Origin of the sequence: Streptomyces sp. AM6-12, from assembly GCF_044327085.1 — a bacterium.
In the GTDB taxonomy this organism is placed as follows: domain Bacteria; phylum Actinomycetota; class Actinomycetes; order Streptomycetales; family Streptomycetaceae; genus Streptomyces.
Map to the genome: position 1 here is coordinate 1,761,775 of NZ_JBIQWN010000001.1, position 17,466 is coordinate 1,779,240.

Here is a 17,466-nt window from a genome sequence, read left to right on the forward strand (position 1 = left end):
CCCGCTGACACGGCGCTGACGCGCGCCCTTCCCCCGGTCAGCTCACGGCGGTGGCCACGGTCCGCTGGAGCCGGTGTGCGAAGTGGGCGGTGACGGCCTGCGCGTGCGTGTCGATGTAGAAGTGGCCGCCCTCGTACTCGTTGTGTCCCAGGTACGTCGGGGTGCGCGCGGCCCAGTGGGTCATGGCGTCCGGGGTCTCCTGGAGCGGGTCGCTGCGACCGCCGTAGGAGGCGAGCGGGCAGCTGACGCCGGCGCCGTCGTCGTCGTAGTCCCCGGCGACCCTGAGGTCGGAGCGCAGGGCGGGCACGACCAGGGCGAGCATCTCGGGGTTGTCGTAGACCTCGGCCGGGAAGGAGCCCAACTTCTTTATCCACTCGATGAGTTCGGGCTCCGGCATCCGGCTCTGCTCCTCGGTCGGCTTGAAGAAGCCGATCGGCGACCAGCCGGACATGCCGATCATCGCGGGGGCCGGGCCGCCCTCCTCCTCCATACGGATGGCGAGCCGGAAGGCGAGCTGCGCCCCGAGGCAGTGCCCGAAGAAGGCGAACGGGCGGTCGTCCAGGTCGTCGAGGACCGCCTCGTGCAGGGCTTCGAGCAGCGGCCAGAAGTTCTCGTACGTCTCCTCCTCGCGACGGTTGTGCCGGCCGGGGAGGGTGACGGCCTGCGGGGAGATGTCCGGCGGCAGCAGGCGTTCCCAGTCGCGGTAGATGATGGCGCCGCTGCCCGCGTGGGGCAGCAGGAACAGCCGGATGGAGGCGTCGGGCGAGGGCTCCACGGGGTGGAACCAGTGTCCCGCGCTGGACATCTGGCTGCCGGCGGTGCCGATGGCAGTGGTCACGACTGCGTACTCCCTACGGTGGGTGCGGGGCCGAGGGCGCGTACCGCGGGCAGCAGCACCTCGGCGATCTCCTTCAACTGGGGCTCCGGGTCGAGGGATCCGATGCGGATCACCAAGTGCCGGGCGCCGGCCCGGACATAGCCGGCGAGCCACTGCGCGCACTTCTCTGCGCTGCCCCAGGCGTACGCCTGGATGGTGCGCATCTGCTCCAGCGAGCGGCCGTAGTAGTGGCTGATGTAGTGCTCCAACTCGGCCTCGGCGGCGGTCTCGTCGCTGTTCACGGTGACCGTGGCGTACAGGCCGGGGACCACCGTGCGCCCGGCCTCGGCGGCGAGTTCGCCGAGGCGGGCGGCGGCGCGGCCGTAGGCGTCGACGTCCGGCAGGAAGGGGAGCCAGCCGTCGTAGCGGGTGGCGGCGCGGGCGAGCACCTTGGGGGTGTCGCTGCCGGCCAGCCACAGCGGCGGCCCGCCGGGCACGGCGGGCGAGGGCAGCCGGTCCAGGTTCTCGGCCTGCCAGAACCTGCCCTCGAACTCGGTGGGTTCGCCGTCCTCGCCGGAGCGCCAGGCGGCGCGCCAGAGCGCGGCGATCTCGTCCAGGCGGCCGACGCGGCCCTGGAAGGAGGCGCCGACGGACTCGAACTCGGCCTCGGTCTCGGCCATCGGGAAGCCCGAACCCAGGCCCAGGATCAGCCGGTCGGCGGCCACGTGGCTGAGGCTCGCGATCATGTTGGCGCCGATGAGCGGGTGGCGCAGGGCGGGGGTGAGGGCGGCGGTGCCGACGGTGATGCGGCGCGTCGCGGCGGCGGCGGCCGACAGGACGACCAGGGGGTCGAGGCGGGGGCGGGCGGTGAGGGAGTCGCCGGCCCACAGGGAGTCGAAGCCGAGGGCTTCCGCGTTCCGGGCGAAGTCCAGCAGCGGGGCGGCGGCGTAGGTGCCGTTGATGGCCTGCTCGCGGGTGGGCAGGAGGATGCCGATCCGCAGCGGTTCGGTACTCATGAACGTGTCACTCTCCGCGGGGAGGTCGGGGAACGTGGTCATACGGCACTCCCGGCAGCGGTCCTGGTCTCCGCCGTCAGCCGCTCGCGCACCGCGCGGCGCAGGATCTTGCCCGAGGGGTTGCGGGGCAGGGAGTCGGCGAAGTGGTAGGTGCCGGGGATCTTGTAGTCGGCGATCCGGCCGCGCAGCGACAGCAGGAGTTCGCGGGGGGTCGCCCGGGCACCGGGGCGCAGGACGACCACCGCGTGCACGCTCTCGCCCCAGCGGTCGTCGGGCAGCCCCACCACGGCCGCGTCCTCGACCGCCGGGTGCGCGGCGAGGGCCTTCTCGACCTCAGCCGGGTAGATGTTCTGCCCGGCGACGATGATCGTGTCGTTGATGCGGTCGCACAGGTGGAGGTAGCCGTCCTCGTCGAGGAAGCCGGCGTCGCCCATGTGCAGCCACTCCCCCACCAGGGTGCCGGCGGTGGCCTCGGGCAGGTTCCAGTAGCCGAGCATCCGGGCGGGGGTGCGCACACAGACCTGGCCGATCTCGCCGGGCGGCAGGCTCTCGCCGTCGGGGCCGACCACCTTGATCTCGTTGCCGGGGCAGGGCAGGCCCACCGAGACCAGCCGGGTGCTGCCGGTGTGGTGCTCGCCGGGCGGCAGGCAGACCGCGACGCTGCCGGTCTCGGTGCTGGCGTAGATCTGCGCGAACTCGCAGCGGTAGGTCTCCAGGCACTGCTTGAGCAGCGTCTCGGACATGGGCGCCGCGCCGTAGGCGATCTTGCGAAGGGAGGTGAACGCCTCGGGTCCGGCGCCGCGTTCGGCGGCCATCGCCTGGAGCATCGCGGGTGCGGCGAAGGTGGTGGTGACGCCGTGCTCGCGGATGAGGCGGACGGCTTCCTGCGGGTCGAACTGCGGCATGATCACATTGGTGCCGCCGGCGTTGAAGGTGTGCAGGAACCAGCCGATCCCGGCGACGCCGAAGCCCGGCAGGGAGATCAGGGCGACGTCCTCGGGCAGCCAGTCGATCCAGTCCACACCCTGCGCGCGGCTGGCGTGCGGCAGGGTGAAGAAGCTGCGGTGGGCGAGGATCGCCCCCTTGGGCAGCCCGGTGGTGCCGCTGGTGTAGATCTGGATGACGGCGTCGTCGGGTCCGGTGCCGGGCGCCGGGTCGGTCTCGGGCTGGTCGGCGGCCCAGGCGAGCAGCCCGGCGCCGCGAGCGGGTTCGCCGTCGGCGTCGGTGCCGTCGACCCGGATCACCCGGCGCAGTCCGCGCAGTTGGGACCGTACGGCGGCCACGGTGTCCCAGAACTCGTCGTCCACGAAGATCAGCGTGGCGCCGGAGTCGCGCAGGATGTGGTCGACCTCGTTCGGGGTGAGACGCCAGTTGACCGGCACCAGGACGGCGCCCGCCTTGGCGCAGGCGATCATCACGAGGTAGTAGGTGGCGGACTCGCGGCCGAGGTAGGCGACCCGGTCGCCGCGCCGGACCCCGCTGGTGGCGAGGGCGTGGGCGGCGCGGTTGCTGTCGCGGTGCAGCTTGTCGTAGGTGGTGACGTGCCCCTCGCAGATGATCGCCGGGTGGTCGGGGCGGGTGCCGGCGTGGGCGCGGGCGGAGTGGTGGAGCGTCCAGCGCTCCCTCGGTATGTCGCTCATGGTGGTGTGCCGTCTCTGTCGAACTGTCCGACCGTCACGCCGCCGGCGCCGGGACGAGCTGCCCGTCGATGAACCGGGCGAGCGCGCGGACCGTGGGATGGTCGTGGGTGAGGGAGGCCGGCAGGGGCAGCCGGAACGACTGCTCCAGTGCGGCCTTGACCTGCTGGGCCATCAGGGAGTCCAGGCCCAGCGACACGAACTCGCTGTTCAGGTCCAGCTCATCGCCCTCCTCCAGGTGCAGGACGGCGCCGACCTTCTCGCTCACCACGCCGGTGACGGCGGCGAGCCGTTCGGCGTCGGGGAGCGCGGTGAGGGCGGTCAGGTCGAGGCCGGTGCCGTCCTCGCCGCCCCGGCGGGCGAGCCGGTCGTAGAAGAGGTCGCCGTTGACGCTGCCGGAGACGTAGCGGTCCCAGTCGAACTCGCCGACGATCCGCTGGGTGCGGGGGCGGCCCCAGAGCCGGGCCAGGGTGTCCAGGGCGCGGGTCGGGGAGAAGAAGCGGACGCCGCTGCGTTCGATCTCCTGGCTGAGGTGCTCCTCCAGGCGGGCGGACATGCCGACCCGTGCCCAGGCGCCCCAGTTGACCGACAGGCCCGGCACCCCGCGCCGGCCGCGCCATTCGGCGAGCGCGTCGAGCCCGGCGCTGGCGGCGGCGTAGTGGCCCTGGGTGGCGCCGCCGAGGACGGAGGCGATGGAGGAGTAGGTGACGAAGAACTCCAGCTCGGGGAAGGAGCTTTCGGCGGCCTCGTGCAGCAGCCAGCCGCCGTACGCCTTCGCCGCGAGCTGGGCGTCGATGGACTCCCAGGTCAGCTCGGAGATCAGCTTCTTGTCGTAGGACCCGGCGGCGTGCACGATCCCGCCGAGCGGGCGGGAGCCCGCCTGGAGGTGCCGGACCAGCCGCTCGACGTCTCCCGGCCGGGAGATGTCGGCGCGTACGACGTCGATCTCGGCGTCGGCCGCGAGGTCGGCGAGGACCGGGGCGGCCTCCTCGGTGGCCTTGCCGCTGCGGCTGACCAGGGTGAGGTGGCGGGCGCCGAGCGCGGCCAGTTTGCGGGCGGTGACCAGGCCGAGGCCGCCGAGGCCGCCGGTGACCAGGTAGGTGCGGTCGGGGCGGAGTCCGGCGGGGGTCTCGGCGGCCGGCTCGGGCCGCTCCTCGAGGTCCGCGGGCAGGGTCACCCAGGCCGGTCCCGCCGGGTCGGACAGGGCGGTGCGCAGGGCCTCGCCGGTCTCGTCGAGGCGGAAGTGTTCGGCCGGGTCGTCGTCGCGGCCGGCCGGTACGACGGCGACCGCGGGCACGGTGAGGGTGGCGCGGAAGGTCCCGTCGTGCCGTACGAGGACCTCGTCGCCCGGCGCGAACCCGGTGCCGGCACCGGCGGCCATCACGCTTCCTCGGGCCAACTGGCCCAACAGCGGGGCGGGTTCCGGCTCGCCGGTCTCCTCGGCGCGTTCGGCGCGCCCGGTGTCCAGGGCGGTGCGGGCGTCCTCGGCGGTCAGGCCGACGGCGCTCACCCGGATCTGGACCTCGTCCGCCGCCGGGGCCCGGTCGGTGACCGGCACGAGCACCAGGTCGGACAGGTCGCCGGAGTCGGGGGCGCGCAGCTCGAAACCCCCGGACCAGGTGAGGCTGGCGTCACCGGCGAGCAGCCGGCGCACATAGCGGCGGCCCGGCCGGTGGGCGACCTGGTACTCGCCGGCCGGTTCGGCCCGCCACTCCTCGGCGAGCGGGGCGAGGCCACTGCCGGGGGCGAGGTCGACCAGGGTGGCCCGGTACTGGGCGTACTCGGTGAGCAGCACCCGGCCGAAACCCCACAGGGTGGCGGCTCCCAGGTGGCCGCCGTCACCGGCCGGGTCACCGGGCAGCCACTGGGCGCCCTCGGTGACCAGCCACAGCCTCGGCGGCCGGTGCGCGCTCTCCAACGCGCCGACGAGGGAGAGGAGTTCGCGGTAGTTGTCCTCGCACTCGGCGCGCAGCCGCTCGGTGGACATCGGGCCGGGGCGCCGGCGCCACAGCCGGCAGATGTCGGTGACGGTGGGGTCCTCCAGGGCGGCCTTGAGGTCGGTGAGGTCGGGCAGCCAGGTGACCTTGAGACCGGGTTCGCCGGCCAGTTCGGCGGCGCGTGCGGCCGAGGGGTCGAGGAGGACGACGTGCCGGGCGGCGGGGGCGCCGCCGCGGGCGGGCAGGGCGCGGCGCACCCACTCGGGGCGGTGCAGGAACTGGCGGCGGCCGGCGCGGCCCTCGGGGCGGGCCATGCGCACCCCGAGGAGTTCGGCGACCGGGTCGCCGTTCTCCAGGAGCAGCACGTCGGCGAGGCGCCGGTCCTGTTCGCCGCGGACCCGCGCGAGGACCCGCAGCTGCTCGCCGCGCGGCTTGCGGAAGTGCCGTACGGAGGCGATCTCGCGGGGCACGAACACCGGGCCCTCGGGGTCGAGGACGACCAGCGCCTGCACGGCGGCCTCCAGCAGCTCGGCCGGGACGTGCTCGACGGCACTGGCGTCGCGGCCGGTGAGCTCGCCGGTGACCAGGCCGTCGCCGTGCCGGGCGGCCTTGAGCAGCAGTCGCATGCGGGGGCCCTGGGGGCGGCCGACGGAGGCGAGGTCGGTGTAGATGTCCTCGTCGTCGATGTGCTGGGCGGCCGGGGCGAGCCCCGCGTCCAGCTCGGCCAGTTCGGAGACCGGCACCAGGGGTTCGGGGTCGGCGGCGACCATGGCGGTGGCGTGCAGGTTCTCCTCGCCGCCGACCAGGGTGTACACCTCGACCTCGGCGCCGCCGCCGGGGCGCGGCCGCCACCGGGTGGTGAGCGCGGTGACCGTCTCGGCGGCCAGTTCGAGGGGGGCGAGCAGTTTGAGGTCGTGGACGGCGTTGCGGGCGTGGCCCTGCACCGCGTCCTGCACCGCGAACAGCAGGTCGACGTAGGCGCCGGCGGGCAGCACGGTGCGATCGTCGGCGGCGAGGTCGGCCAGCGCGCCCAGCTCCTCGGCGGTGAACTCGGCGGTGAACTCCCGTACCCCGCTGGCGAATCGCTCCTCGGTGCCGAGCAGCGGGTGGCGGGCGGTGCCGCCGGCGGCGGAGCGGCGGGGGGTGACGGAGGGCAGCCAGTAGCGCTTGCGCTGGAAGGCGTACGTCGGCAGGTCCACCCGCCGGGGGGCGGGGTGCCCGGCGTGGTAGCCGTCCCAGGCGACGGTGAGCCCGGCGGCGTAGTACTCGGCGAGGGCGGTGAGCGTCGTCGCGGTGGTGGTGTCGCGGCGGCGCAGGCTGGCCAGCCAGACGTGGTCCTCGACGGTGACCGAGCGGCGGGCGAGCGCGGTGAGCCCGGCCTGCGGGCCGACCTCGATCAGGGCGTGCCGGCCGCGCCTGGCGACGGCGCGGATGCCGTCGAGGAAGCGCACGGGCTCGCCGATGTGCCGCACCCAGTAGCCGATGTTGCCGATCTCGCGGAAGCGGGCGAGGCGTCCGGTGACGTTCGAGATGAGGCTGATCTTCGGCTCGTGGAACTCGATGCCGTCGAGGGCGGCGCGGAAGTCGTCGTAGACCTCGGCCATCAGCGGGGAGTGGAAGGCGTGCGAGACCTTCAGGCGCTCGACGCGCACGCCCCGCCCGGCGAGGACGGCGCTCACCTCGTCCAGGGCCGCGACGCCGCCCGAGATCACCGTCTGGTCGGGGGCGTTCACCCCGGCGACGGCCAGGTCCTCGTGGCCCTCCAGGAGCGGGGCGACGTCCTCCAGCGGCGCGGAGACGGCGGCCATGCCGCCCTCGGCGGTGACGGCCTGCATCAGCCGGGCGCGGGCGGCGACCAGCCTGACGGCGTCCGGGAGGCTGAACAGGCCGGCCACGGCGGCGGCGACGACCTCGCCGATGCTGTGTCCGATGAGCACGTTGGGCTTCGCGCCCCACGCCATCCACTGCTGGGCGAGCGCGTACTCCAGGGTGAACAGGGCGGGCTGGGTGTACTCGGTGCGGTCGATGGCCTCGGGGTCGGCGGCGGTGCCGAGCAGCAGCTCGCGCACCGAGCGGCCGAGGTGGGCGGCGAACAGCTCGTCGCAGGCGTCGACGTGGGCGCGGAAGACGGGCAGTGCCGCGTACAGGGCGGCGCCCATGCCGGCGTACTGGGAGCCCTGGCCGGTGAACATGAACGCGGTCTTGCGGATGCCGGTCGGACCCTCGTGCTCCCGCTCTGCGGCCTTGTCGAGGAGCTTGACGAGGGCGGCGCGGTCGGCGACGGGGGCGGCGATCCGGTAGGGGTGGTGGGCGCGGGTGGTGTTGGCGCTGTGGCAGAGCGCGGCGATGGACGTCTCGGGCTTCTCGTCCAGCAACGCCCGGTACTGGGCGGCGAGTTCGCGCAGGGCGCCCGCGTTCTTCGCGGAGAGGGTGAACAGCGGGGCGGCGCCGGGGAGTTCGGTCTCCTCGGAGGGGCGCTGCGGCGCCTCCTCCAGGACCACGGCGCCGATCGTCCCGGCGAAGCCGAAGCTGTTGACGACCGCGCGCTTGACCTCGGCCTTCCAGGGCTCGCACGCGGTGGGCACCCGCAGCGGGTACAGGTCCCAGGGGATGCGCCCGGAGGGGCTGTTCAGGTTGATGTGCGGGTAGATGGTGCCCGAGCGCAGCATGAGCACCGTCTTGATGACACCGACGATGCCGGAGGCCGGCTCCATGTGGCCGAGGTTCGTCTTCACCGAACCGACCACCACGGGCTGGTCCTTGGTGTGCGAGTCCACGAACACGTCGCCGATGGCGCCGAATTCGATGGGGTCGCCGAGCGGGGTGCCGGTGCCGTGCGCCTCGACGTAGCTGATGTCCTCGGGCTTGAGGTGGGCCGCCGCCAGCGCGCCACGGATGACCTTCTCCTGGGCGGGTCCGTTGGGCACGGTCAGGCCGGCGCTGTCGCCGTCCTGGCCGACGGCGGTGCCGCGGACCAGGGCGAGCACCCGGTCGCCGTCGCGTTCGGCGTCACAGAGCCGCTTGAGGACGACGATGCCGCAGCCCTCGGCGCGCGCGTATCCGTCGGCGGCTTCGTCGAAGGTCTTGCACTGGCCGTCCGGGGACAGCATCTGCGCGTTGGAGAACATCACCGGGATGCGCGGGTGGTGCAGGGCGTTGACGCCGCCGCACAGCGCGATGTCCGTCTCGCCGCCGCGCAGCGCCTGCACGGCCAGGTGCAGGGCGACCAGCGAGGAGGAGCAGGCGGTGTCCACGCTCATGCTCGGGCCGCGCCAGCCCAGGAAGTAGGAGAGCCGCCCGGAGAGCGGGAACATGGTGATGCCGGAGGCGAGGTGGCCGTCCAGCTCCTCGTACGGCAGCGAGTCCAGCTCCAGCGCGTAGTCGATGGAGCTGGCGCCGATGTAGACGCCGCCGTTGCCGCGGCGCAGCGGCGCGGGGTCGATGCCGGCGTGCTCCAGCGCCTGCCAGGCGGTCTCCAGCAGCAGCCGCTGCTGGGGGTCCATGTACCGGGCTTCCTTCGGGGAGATGTTGAAGAAGCCCGCGTCGAACAGGTCGATGCGGTCGAGGAACCCGCCGGCCGAGGCGCGGATCTTGCCCTTGTCGTCGGGGCCCTCGGGGGTGAACGCCTCGACGTCCCACCGGTCGGTGGGGATGGGGCGGATCCCGCTGCGGCCCTCGCGCAGAAAGTCGTCGAACTCGTCGGGCGAGCCGCTGCCGCCGGGGAACCGCAGACCGATTCCGACGATCGCTACCGGCTCGGGGGCCTGCGCTGATTCCGTACGCGGCATGGAACGACTCCTCAAGCTTCCTGGACGGCCTGGGTCAGGTGGTCGACGAGGTGGGTGATGGTCGGCTCGTTGAAAAGCACGTTGACGTTGATCGACAGGTCCAGGAGCTGTTCCAGGCTCTGGCGTATCTCGGTCAGGCGCAGCGAGGTGAGCCCGAGGTCGAAGTAGGAGATGTCGACGGGGAGGTCCTCGGAATCGTCCATGAGGAGAACGGCCTTGAATTTCCGCAGGACGATTGTCTCGATTTCCTCGGTCAGTTCACTGCGCGGCAGCTCGCGCAACCGCTGGATGGTGCTGTCGACGGGTGACATGCGGCTCATGCAAGCAGCGGCGGCTGACGCCCCACTGACGGCCGTGGCGGGGCGGGTTGGCTGGATCAGTCGGGTGTCAGCGCCGGATCAGATTCCGCTGTCACGCTCGCCTTGCTTCAAGAAATCCACACGCCATATCCGAAAGGCTGAAGATGCTTCGCGAAGCCGCGCAGGAGGAGAGTGCTGAGGCACCTTCCGGATTGAAGAGTTACGACCTCTACATCGCGGGCAAGGACGTCGCCGGCGACGGCTGGGTGTACACCGTCAGCGGGCGTTCGCTGCTGGAAGACGTGTTCACCAGCGTGAGCCTGAAGCGCTCCCTCGAACAGGACCCGGAGTCCGAGGCGGCCAAGCACCCGTACGTGGTGGGGCGTTGCGCCATCGCCGACGACGCCTCCATCGACCTGGCCACCCAGGCGGCCGCCGCTGCCGCCGCCGACTGGGCGGCCGTTCCGCTGGAGCGGCGGATGCGGCTCGGCACCCGGTTCCGCGAGGAACTGATCAAGCACGAGGACGAGTTCCTGCGGATGCTGGTCGCCGAGTCCCACCCGGTCAAGCTCGCTCGCTGGGAGCTGAGCTGCCTGCTCCAGATCTACGCGCCGGGCTCCCTGCGCTGGTACGACAAGCAGATGCGGGTGGAGAAGGAGTACAACGGCCGCCGGCTGATCCTGCACCGCCAGCCCGACGGAGTGGTCGCCTTCAACCCGCCGCAGAACGCCCCGCTGCCGAGCGCCGCGCTGTGCGTGCTGGCGCTGATGGCCGGCAACGCGGTGGTCGTACGGGCCCCGCGCAGCATCGCGCTGTCCACCATGTGGCTGCTGCGCGACATCGTCGCCCCGCTGCTGGAGGAGTTCGACGCCCCGCCCGGCGTGCTCAACGCGGTCTGCTCCAACCCGAAGCAGACCATGGACCGCTGGATCGCGGACCCGCTGATCAACGACATCTTCTACATCGGCGGCAGCCAGGAGGGCCTGCGCTTCGAGCAGCAGTGCGTGGCCCACGGCAAGAAGCCGATCCTCGAACTCGCCGGCAACGACGGCATCGTGGTGTGGAAGGACGCCGACGTGAAGTGGGCGGCCGAGGCGATCACGGAGGCGTTCTACGGCTCCGGGCAGATCTGCATGGTGCCCAACTACGTGCTGGCCCACCCGGATGTCGCCGAGGCGCTGATCGCCGAGGTCAAGGAGCAGGTCAAGGGCATCAAGCCGGGTCTGCCCGAGGAGGAGGACGTGCTGCTGTCGCCGGTGCGGCGCAGCGAGCGGTTCTTCCGGCTGCTGCGCCAGGCGCTGGACAACGGCGCCGAGCTGGTCACCGGCGGCAACCGCACCGAGGTGGACGGCACGGTCTCGGAGACCGGCGTGTTCCTCCAGCCGACGGTGGTGCGGGTGGACGGCCTGGACCGGGCACGGACGTACGACGTGGTCCGCGAGGAGACGTTCTTCCCGCTGATCCCGATCGTGGTGGCCGAGCGCGACCATGACGACGCCCTGCTCGAATCGTTCCTCCAGTTCGTCAACAGCAACGACTACGGGCTGCGCAACTCCCTGTGGTCCCGCTCGGACCACGTGGTCGAGACGTTCGTGCGGCGCACCGTCAACGGCGGCCTGCTGAAGGTCAACGACTCCCACATCGGCTTCCTGCCCTACCTGCCGAGCCACGGCGGCACCGGCCGCACCGGCGGCGCGTTCGGCGAGGCCAACTACCCGATGCTCAAGACCTCCCACGTCCAGGGAGTCAGCATCGCCCGCGACGTGAGCCCGTACGACGCGGTCTTCGGCGCCTGAACCCACCCCGTACCCGGAGGTTTTCCCGTGCGTTCCCTCGATGTCGCCCGGACCGTGTGCGAGCGGTTCCATCCGGGACTGCTCAAGGAACTGGAGCAACTCCCGTACCAGGAACGGGAGAAACCCGGCAGTCCGGTGATCGACCTGTTCCGCATCCACGGCGGTGTGGGCCTGCTGATCCCCGAGAGCTACGGCGGCCACGGCGCGGCCCCGCTGGAGGCGCTGCGGGTGCAGCTGGCCCTCGGCGCGCTCTCGCCCTCGCTGGTCGCGGCCGTCTCCATGCACCACTTCACCGCGGCCATGCTGTACTCGCTGGCCGTCAAGTCGGGCCGGCTCACCGACGCGCAGACCCGGCTGCTGCACCAGATCGTGCCCGACCAGCAGGTGCTGGCCTCCGGCTGGTCGGAGGGCCGTACCGCGCAGAACATCCTCAAGCCGGCGGTGACCGCGCGCCCGGTGGAGGGCGGCTTCCTGCTCTCCGGCTCCAAGAAGCCGTGCAGCCTGTCCCGTTCGATGAGCCTGCTGACCGCCTCCACCGCGATCCACGGCGAGGACGGCGGCGAGCCCGAGCTGGCGCTCGCCCTGGTCCCGGCCGACGCGCCGGGCCTCACGGTGCACCGGTTCTGGGGCAACGACCTGCTGGCCGGCGCCGAGAGCGACGAGGTGCGCCTGGAGGACGTGTTCGTGCCCGGCGAGATGGTGGTGCGGGCCGGCGCGGACGACCCCACACGGCTGGACGACCTCCAGTCCGCCGGGTTCGTCTGGTTCGAGATGCTGATCTCCGCGGGGTACGCGGGCGCGGCGGCGGCGCTGGTCGAGCAGGTGCTCACCCGCAAGCGGGGCAGCGCGGACGCGCGGGCCGCCCTCGCCGTCGACATGGAGGCGGCGCTGGCCCTCCTGGAGGGCGTGGCGCGGGGCACCGGGCGCGAGCCGGGCGACGAGGAGTCGGTGGCGCGGGTGCTCGTGGCCCGGTACGCGGTGCAGAACGCGCTGCCGGGGATCGTGGCGCGGGCGCTGGAGCTGCTCGGCGGGATGGACTTCATCACGAACTCGGCGTTCGCGCAGGCCGCGGCCGCGACGCGGGCGCTGGCCTTCCACCCGCCGTCCCGGATCGCCGCGTCGGAGCCGTTGCTGACGTACTTCGACGGAGGGCCGTTGGTTCTCGCGTAGTTCGTCGGCTGCGGCCCGGATGTGGCTGGTCGCGCCCGCGCGGCGGAGCCGCACATCGAACAGAGCCCCGCGCCCCTTCGGGGGCGCCCATATCACCGGCGTCCAGAAGTCCCCCTCTCTTGGAGTGAGTGACACGTGACCGTCTTGCACGATTCCCCCCACGCGCCCGTCGTCGACGACGAGGCCGAGATCCTCAACCTGTACCGGGCCCACCTGAGCAAGGGGCGGGCCACGCTCGCCGAGTTGTTCGGCAGCCATATGGAGGTGGCGTCCGAGGGCGCCTGGCTCACCACCAGTGACGGTGAGCGCTTCCTGAACGCGGGCGGCTACGGCGTGTTCATCATGGGCGCCCGGCACCCGATCGTCATGGAGGAGGTGGAGCGCCAGCTGCGCACCCACCCCACCGCGACCCGCATCCTGCTGGAGCCGACGGTCGCCCGCGCCGCCGAGGCGCTGGTGTCGGTGCTGCCCGCCGGGCTCGACCGGGTGCACTTCGCGCTGTCCGGCGCCGAGGCGGTGGAGACCGGTCTGAAGCTGGCCCGCGCGGGCGGCTTCAAGCGGACCGTCTCGATGCGCGGCGGCTACCACGGCAAGACGCTGGGCGCCCTGTCGGCCACCGCCAAGGACGTCTACCAGGCGCCGTTCCGCCCGCTGATCCCCGATTTCCTGCACCTGCCGTTCGGCGACGCCGACGCCCTGGAGGCCGAGCTGAGGGCCCATCCGGGCGAGGTCTGCGTGATCCTGGAGCCGGTCCAGGGCGAGGGCGGCGTGATCATCCCGCCCAAGGGCTACCTCAAGCGGGTCGAGGAACTGGTCCGCGAGTACGAGGGCTTCCTCATCCTCGACGAGGTGCAGTCCGGGTTCGGGCGGCTCGGCGAGTGGTGGGGCGCCGACCTCGAAGGCGTCGTACCGGACGTGCTGCTGGCCGGCAAGGCGCTCGGCGGCGGGGTGATGCCGGTGTCCGCGGCCATCGCCACCCGCAAGGCGTTCCGCCCCTTCGACAAGGACCCCTACGTCCACACCGCCACCTTCTCCGGGCAGCCGGTGCTGATGGCCGCGGTGATGGGCGCGGTCCGCGCCGTCAAGGAGGAGCGCCTGGTCACCCGGTCCATGGACCTCGGTGCCCGGCTGCTGCCGCGGATCGCGGAGGTCGCCCACCGCAACATCCCCGAGCTGGTGGTGGACGTCCGCGGCCAGGGGCTGCTCATCGGCGTGGAGCTGGTCGAGGCGGGCCTCGCCGGCGAGCTGCTGATCGAGCTGTTCAACCACGGCGTCGTCGCCAACCACTCCATGAACGGCAGCTCGGTGGTCCGGTTCACCCCGCCCGCCGTGCTGAACGACACCGACCTCGACTACCTCGTCAACTCCTTCGACCTGGCCACCCGAGACCTCATCAAGGGCGCGGCCACTATGCCGGAAGGCGGTAACTGATCGTGCGGCACGTCGAACTGGAAGCCCTGATACCCGCGGAGCAGGCCGAGGAGGTGCTGCACGCCGTACGGCGCTGGGAGAAGTACCCCGACCTCGCGCCGCACGTCAACGCGACCACCGTGCACTCCGCGTACCCCGAGCCCAAGCCCTCCTCCAGCTGGGAGCTGCACTTCCGCAGCGGACTGCTGCGCTGGACCGAGGACGACACGGTGCTGCCGGAGGCGGGCGAGATCCGCTTCGAGCAGTCCGACGGCGACTTCGACTCGTTCACCGGGGTCTGGTCGGTCAAGCAGAACGGCGCGGACGTCGCCGTCCGCTTCGACGCCGACTTCGACTTCGGCATCCCGAGCCTGGAGGGCATCCTCGACCCGATCGCCGAGCGGGTCATCAAGGAGACCGTCGCCTGGGCCCTGACCGGTCTGTACCCGGCCGTGCGCATCCAGGGCGGCATCGAGCTGAACACGCCCGCCACGGTCGGCGCGTAGCACCGGCCGAAGGAGCTGACCATGGACCAGGCGAACCCCTTCGAGACGCCCCGCACGTACTCGCTGCACCGCGCCGAGTACCTGGTGGGCCTCGCGGTCACCACCGGGATGATCATCTACCACTTCGGTGACATCCGCTGGCTGCCGGCGCTCGGGCTGTTCCTGTACATCGACCTGATCGGCTACATCCCCGGCGCCATCGCCTTCCGCAAGAGCGGCGGCCGGCCGATCCACAAGGCGTACTACGTCCTCTACAACGTCATGCACAGCCTCATCACCCAGGGCGCGGTCGCCGCGCTGTGGTGCCTGCTGGTCAAGCCGGAGTGGGCGCTGCTGGTGCTGCCGTTCCATCTCTTCGGCGACCGGGGCCTGTTCGGCAACTTCATGAAGTCCTTCGCGCTGCCCTTCGAGCCGGTGCGCCAGGAGGGTTACCTCCGCCTCCTGGACGACCTGGGCCTGCCGCACCCCAAGCCGGTCGGGCACGCGATGGACCCGGTGCCCGTCGGGCACGTCCCCGCGCGTCCCGTCGTCCGCGAGACGGAGGCCGTACGATGACCACCGCCGCGACCCCGGTGCGCCGGGCGGTGCGCCAGGACCCCGCCGAGCGCCGGCGGGCCCTGTACCACCTGGCCTCCCCGGTGTCCGTGCTCACCACGGGCCCCGAGGAACGGATGCACGGCACCACCGCGAGCACCGTCACCCTGGTCTCGCGCGCGCCCCTGCTGGTCGGGGTGGTGCTGCGGGCGGGCTCGTCCTTCGCCCGCCTCGCCGCCGCCGAGGGCCGGTTCGCGATCAATGTGCTCGGCGGTGAACAGGCCGACGTGGCACGGCGGTTCGCCGACAGCTCCCGGCCCGACGGCAGCGCGGCCTTCGCCGGCCTCGCCTGGACCGCCGACCGCTACGCCCAGGCCCCGCTGATCGCGGGCGCCCTCGCCCACTACGTCTGCCGGTTCCACTCCGCGCACCCCGCGGGCGACAGCGAGCTGCTGCTCGGCCATGTCGTCCGGGCCACCGCGGACGAGGGCCTGCCGCTGCTCAGCTACACCGGCGGGCTGTTCGCCGGTTCCCTGCGTCCGGCGAAGGAGACCGCCGCATCATGACCGCACCCGTTGCCCCCGAGGCCGACTGGGAGAAGGCCCCCGGCCTGCTGGACGGCGCGAAGGAACTCACCCTCGGCCCCGAGGAGTGCGACCTCGCCTACTGGTTCACCTCCGTCGCCCAGGGCACCCTGCGCGACCGGGGTGCCACCGGCCACCACGTGGACGCCCTCACCCCCGACTTCCTGAAGGCCCCCGGCCCGCTGCGCGAGGCGCTGATCCTGGAGTTCGGCTTCCGGGCCCTCTCCGAGGAGCTGGCCACCCGGCTGCTCGGCCACTACGTGACCATCGCGCCCGGCATCCCCGAGATGGAGTTCTACGCCACCCAGCTGATCGACGAGGCCCGGCACGCCCGTGTCTTCCGCCAGCACCTGGTGGACCTCGGCATCCCGCAGAGCGCCCTGCTGCGGGAGATCGAGGAGATGTCCCGGGACTACCGCAAGCGGGTGCTGAACCCGGTGGTGGACTTCACCCTGGACATCGTCCGCGACAAGGCCGACTTCGCCGGCGGCGTCGGCGTGTTCGCCATCATCATCGAGGGCGTCCTCGCCCCCGCGGCCGAGCTGAGCGAGCGCAAGTGGACCCCGCTGTCCCCGGCGACCGGCGAGATCTCCCGCGGCACCGCCATCGACGAGATCCGCCACCTCACCGTGGCCAGCACCATCCTGCGCGACCACCTCGTCGCGCACCCCGAGTACACCCCCCGGCTGCTGGAGATCCTGCGCTCGGGCGTCAGGCTGTGGGACGAGCTGCCGGACCGGGAGTTCGTCATCCACCGCGAGGAGCTGTTCCAGGACGGCATGTTCAAGCACGCCGACCTGATCGGCGACTACGAGGTCTGGCCGGGCGTCCGCCTGCTCGACACCACGCCCGACCAGCGCTACGACATGGCCGAGCAGTGGACCGACGAGATGGCCGAGGTCCGTATGGAGTACATGGGCCTGCCGGTCGAGGTCCTCGCCTCGGGGGCCGGCGCATGAGTACCGGGCGGGCGGCGGTCGTCACCGGGATCGGCTCGTACGTCCCGCCCAACATCGTCACCAACGAGGACCTCTCGCAGCGCCTCGACACCTCCGACGAATGGATCCGCACCCGTACCGGCATCGCCGAGCGGTTCTACATCTCCCCCGGCACCTCCACCGGGGACCTCGCGGTGGAGGCGGGGCTGCGGGCCCTGAAGTCGGCGGGCGACGAGCAGGTCGGCGCGGTGGTGCTCGCCACCACCACCCCGGACCAGCCGTGCCCCGCGACCGCCCCCCAGGTGGCCGCGCGGCTCGGACTCGGCCAGGTGCCCGCCTTCGACGTGGCGGCCGTCTGCTCCGGGTTCCTGTACGGCCTCGCGTCCGCCGCCGGGCTGATCGCCGCGGGGATCGCCGACAGCGTGCTGCTGATCGCCGCCGACGCCTTCACCACGATCATCAACCCGGAGGACCGCACCACCGCCGTGATCTTCGCGGACGGCGCGGGCGCGGTGGTGCTGCGGGCCGGCTCGCCCGACGAGCCCGGTGCGCTCGGGCCGCTGGTGCTCGGCAGCGACGGCGAGCTGAGCCATCTGATCGAGGTCCCGGCGGGCGGCTCCAAGCAGCGCTCCTCGGGCCGCCCGGCCGCCCCGGAGGACCACTACTTCCGGATGCTCGGCCGGGACACGTACCGGCACGCGGTGGAGCGTATGACCAGCGCGTCCACCGAGGCCGTCGAGCGGGCCGGCTGGCGTCTGGACGACGTCGACCGGTTCGGGGCGCACCAGGCCAACGCCCGGATCCTGGACGCGGTCTCGGACCGGCTCGGCATCCCCCCGGAGCGGCAGCTCAGCAATATCGCGCGGGTCGGCAACACCGGTGCCGCCTCGATCCCGCTGCTGCTCGCGGAGGCCACCGCCGACGGCCGGCTCACGGCGGGGGACCGGGTGCTGCTCACCGCGTTCGGCGGCGGGCTGTCCTGGGGCGCGGCCACCGTCGTCTGGCCCGAGCTCCAGACCATCTGACCGATCGTC

At 72.5% G+C, this 17,466-nt stretch carries 13 protein-coding genes; 8 read left to right on the top strand and 5 right to left on the bottom strand.

Annotated features, from left to right (window positions below; genetic code table 11):
* Window positions 1-37 precede the first annotated feature (37 nt).
* From ACE4Q9_RS07865 to ACE4Q9_RS07885, 5 genes are read right to left on the bottom strand one after another with little or no spacing between them, the layout of a single operon-like run.
* A complete protein-coding gene (locus ACE4Q9_RS07865) occupies window positions 38-805 on the bottom strand; it encodes a thioesterase II family protein (RefSeq protein ID WP_397987152.1) in 768 nt (255 codons plus the stop codon).
* Window positions 806-834: 29 nt separating this feature from the next.
* Window positions 835-1,833: an LLM class flavin-dependent oxidoreductase gene (locus tag ACE4Q9_RS07870; protein WP_397983512.1), complete on the bottom strand. Its 999-nt coding sequence runs from the start codon at window positions 1,831-1,833 to the stop codon at window positions 835-837.
* A 38-nt stretch (window positions 1,834-1,871) separates the two neighbouring features.
* On the bottom strand, window positions 1,872-3,473 hold the full coding sequence (locus tag ACE4Q9_RS07875; protein WP_397983513.1) for a fatty acid--CoA ligase: 1,602 nt from the start codon (window positions 3,471-3,473) through the stop codon (window positions 1,872-1,874).
* Between the two features lie 34 nt (window positions 3,474-3,507).
* Window positions 3,508-9,195 carry an SDR family oxidoreductase gene (locus ACE4Q9_RS07880; protein WP_397983514.1) on the bottom strand — a complete coding sequence of 1,896 codons (5,688 nt, stop codon included), beginning with the start codon at window positions 9,193-9,195 and terminating at the stop codon, window positions 3,508-3,510.
* 11 nt (window positions 9,196-9,206) lie between these two features.
* Window positions 9,207-9,515: an acyl carrier protein gene (locus ACE4Q9_RS07885; protein WP_397983515.1), complete on the bottom strand. Its 309-nt coding sequence runs from the start codon at window positions 9,513-9,515 to the stop codon at window positions 9,207-9,209.
* 143 nt (window positions 9,516-9,658) lie between these two features.
* On the opposite strand from ACE4Q9_RS07885, the gene ACE4Q9_RS07890 reads away from it, so the two are divergent.
* The 8 genes from ACE4Q9_RS07890 (at window position 9,659) to ACE4Q9_RS07925 (ending at window position 17,457) form a co-directional block, all read left to right on the top strand.
* Window positions 9,659-11,290 (top strand): aldehyde dehydrogenase family protein, encoded by a 1,632-nt coding sequence (locus ACE4Q9_RS07890; protein WP_397983516.1) that lies wholly within the window; start codon window positions 9,659-9,661, stop codon window positions 11,288-11,290.
* A gap of 27 nt (window positions 11,291-11,317) precedes the next feature.
* Complete coding sequence (locus ACE4Q9_RS07895) at window positions 11,318-12,460, top strand: acyl-CoA dehydrogenase (protein WP_397983517.1); 1,143 nt, start codon at window positions 11,318-11,320, stop codon at window positions 12,458-12,460.
* Window positions 12,461-12,595: 135 nt separating this feature from the next.
* Window positions 12,596-13,891, top strand: a complete 1,296-nt coding sequence (locus tag ACE4Q9_RS07900; protein ID WP_397983518.1) for an aspartate aminotransferase family protein — start codon at window positions 12,596-12,598, stop codon at window positions 13,889-13,891.
* A gap of 2 nt (window positions 13,892-13,893) precedes the next feature.
* Window positions 13,894-14,376 carry a type II toxin-antitoxin system RatA family toxin gene (locus tag ACE4Q9_RS07905; RefSeq protein WP_397983519.1) on the top strand — a complete coding sequence of 161 codons (483 nt, stop codon included), beginning with the start codon at window positions 13,894-13,896 and terminating at the stop codon, window positions 14,374-14,376.
* A 21-nt stretch (window positions 14,377-14,397) separates the two neighbouring features.
* A complete protein-coding gene (locus ACE4Q9_RS07910; RefSeq protein ID WP_397983520.1) occupies window positions 14,398-14,931 on the top strand; it encodes a hypothetical protein in 534 nt (177 codons plus the stop codon).
* Window positions 14,928-15,476 (top strand): flavin reductase family protein, encoded by a 549-nt coding sequence (locus ACE4Q9_RS07915; RefSeq protein WP_397983521.1) that lies wholly within the window; start codon window positions 14,928-14,930, stop codon window positions 15,474-15,476. Before ACE4Q9_RS07910 ends, ACE4Q9_RS07915 begins: the two co-directional genes overlap by 4 nt.
* Window positions 15,473-16,453: a VlmB-like protein gene (locus ACE4Q9_RS07920; RefSeq protein ID WP_397983522.1), complete on the top strand. Its 981-nt coding sequence runs from the start codon at window positions 15,473-15,475 to the stop codon at window positions 16,451-16,453. The genes ACE4Q9_RS07915 and ACE4Q9_RS07920 overlap by 4 nt, the downstream gene beginning before the upstream one ends.
* Entirely contained in the window at window positions 16,450-17,457 is a 1,008-nt protein-coding gene (locus ACE4Q9_RS07925) for a beta-ketoacyl-ACP synthase III (RefSeq protein ID WP_397983523.1), read from the top strand. Before ACE4Q9_RS07920 ends, ACE4Q9_RS07925 begins: the two co-directional genes overlap by 4 nt.
* The last annotated feature ends 9 nt before the right edge of the window (window positions 17,458-17,466 follow it).

Excerpts from the sequence above, each read along its gene's own strand:
- ACE4Q9_RS07865 (WP_397987152.1), bottom strand. The coding sequence starts at position 805 with ATGTCCAGCGCGGGACACTGGTTCCACCCCGTGGAGCCCTCGCCCGAC.
- ACE4Q9_RS07870 (WP_397983512.1), bottom strand. The coding sequence starts at position 1,833 with ATGAGTACCGAACCGCTGCGGATCGGCATCCTCCTGCCCACCCGCGAG.
- ACE4Q9_RS07875 (WP_397983513.1), bottom strand. The coding sequence starts at position 3,473 with ATGAGCGACATACCGAGGGAGCGCTGGACGCTCCACCACTCCGCCCGC.
- ACE4Q9_RS07880 (WP_397983514.1), bottom strand. The coding sequence starts at position 9,195 with ATGCCGCGTACGGAATCAGCGCAGGCCCCCGAGCCGGTAGCGATCGTC.
- ACE4Q9_RS07885 (WP_397983515.1), bottom strand. The coding sequence starts at position 9,515 with ATGAGCCGCATGTCACCCGTCGACAGCACCATCCAGCGGTTGCGCGAG.
- ACE4Q9_RS07890 (WP_397983516.1), top strand. The coding sequence starts at position 9,659 with ATGCTTCGCGAAGCCGCGCAGGAGGAGAGTGCTGAGGCACCTTCCGGA.
- ACE4Q9_RS07910 (WP_397983520.1), top strand. The coding sequence starts at position 14,398 with ATGGACCAGGCGAACCCCTTCGAGACGCCCCGCACGTACTCGCTGCAC.
- ACE4Q9_RS07915 (WP_397983521.1), top strand. The coding sequence starts at position 14,928 with ATGACCACCGCCGCGACCCCGGTGCGCCGGGCGGTGCGCCAGGACCCC.
- ACE4Q9_RS07920 (WP_397983522.1), top strand. The coding sequence starts at position 15,473 with ATGACCGCACCCGTTGCCCCCGAGGCCGACTGGGAGAAGGCCCCCGGC.
- ACE4Q9_RS07925 (WP_397983523.1), top strand. The coding sequence starts at position 16,450 with ATGAGTACCGGGCGGGCGGCGGTCGTCACCGGGATCGGCTCGTACGTC.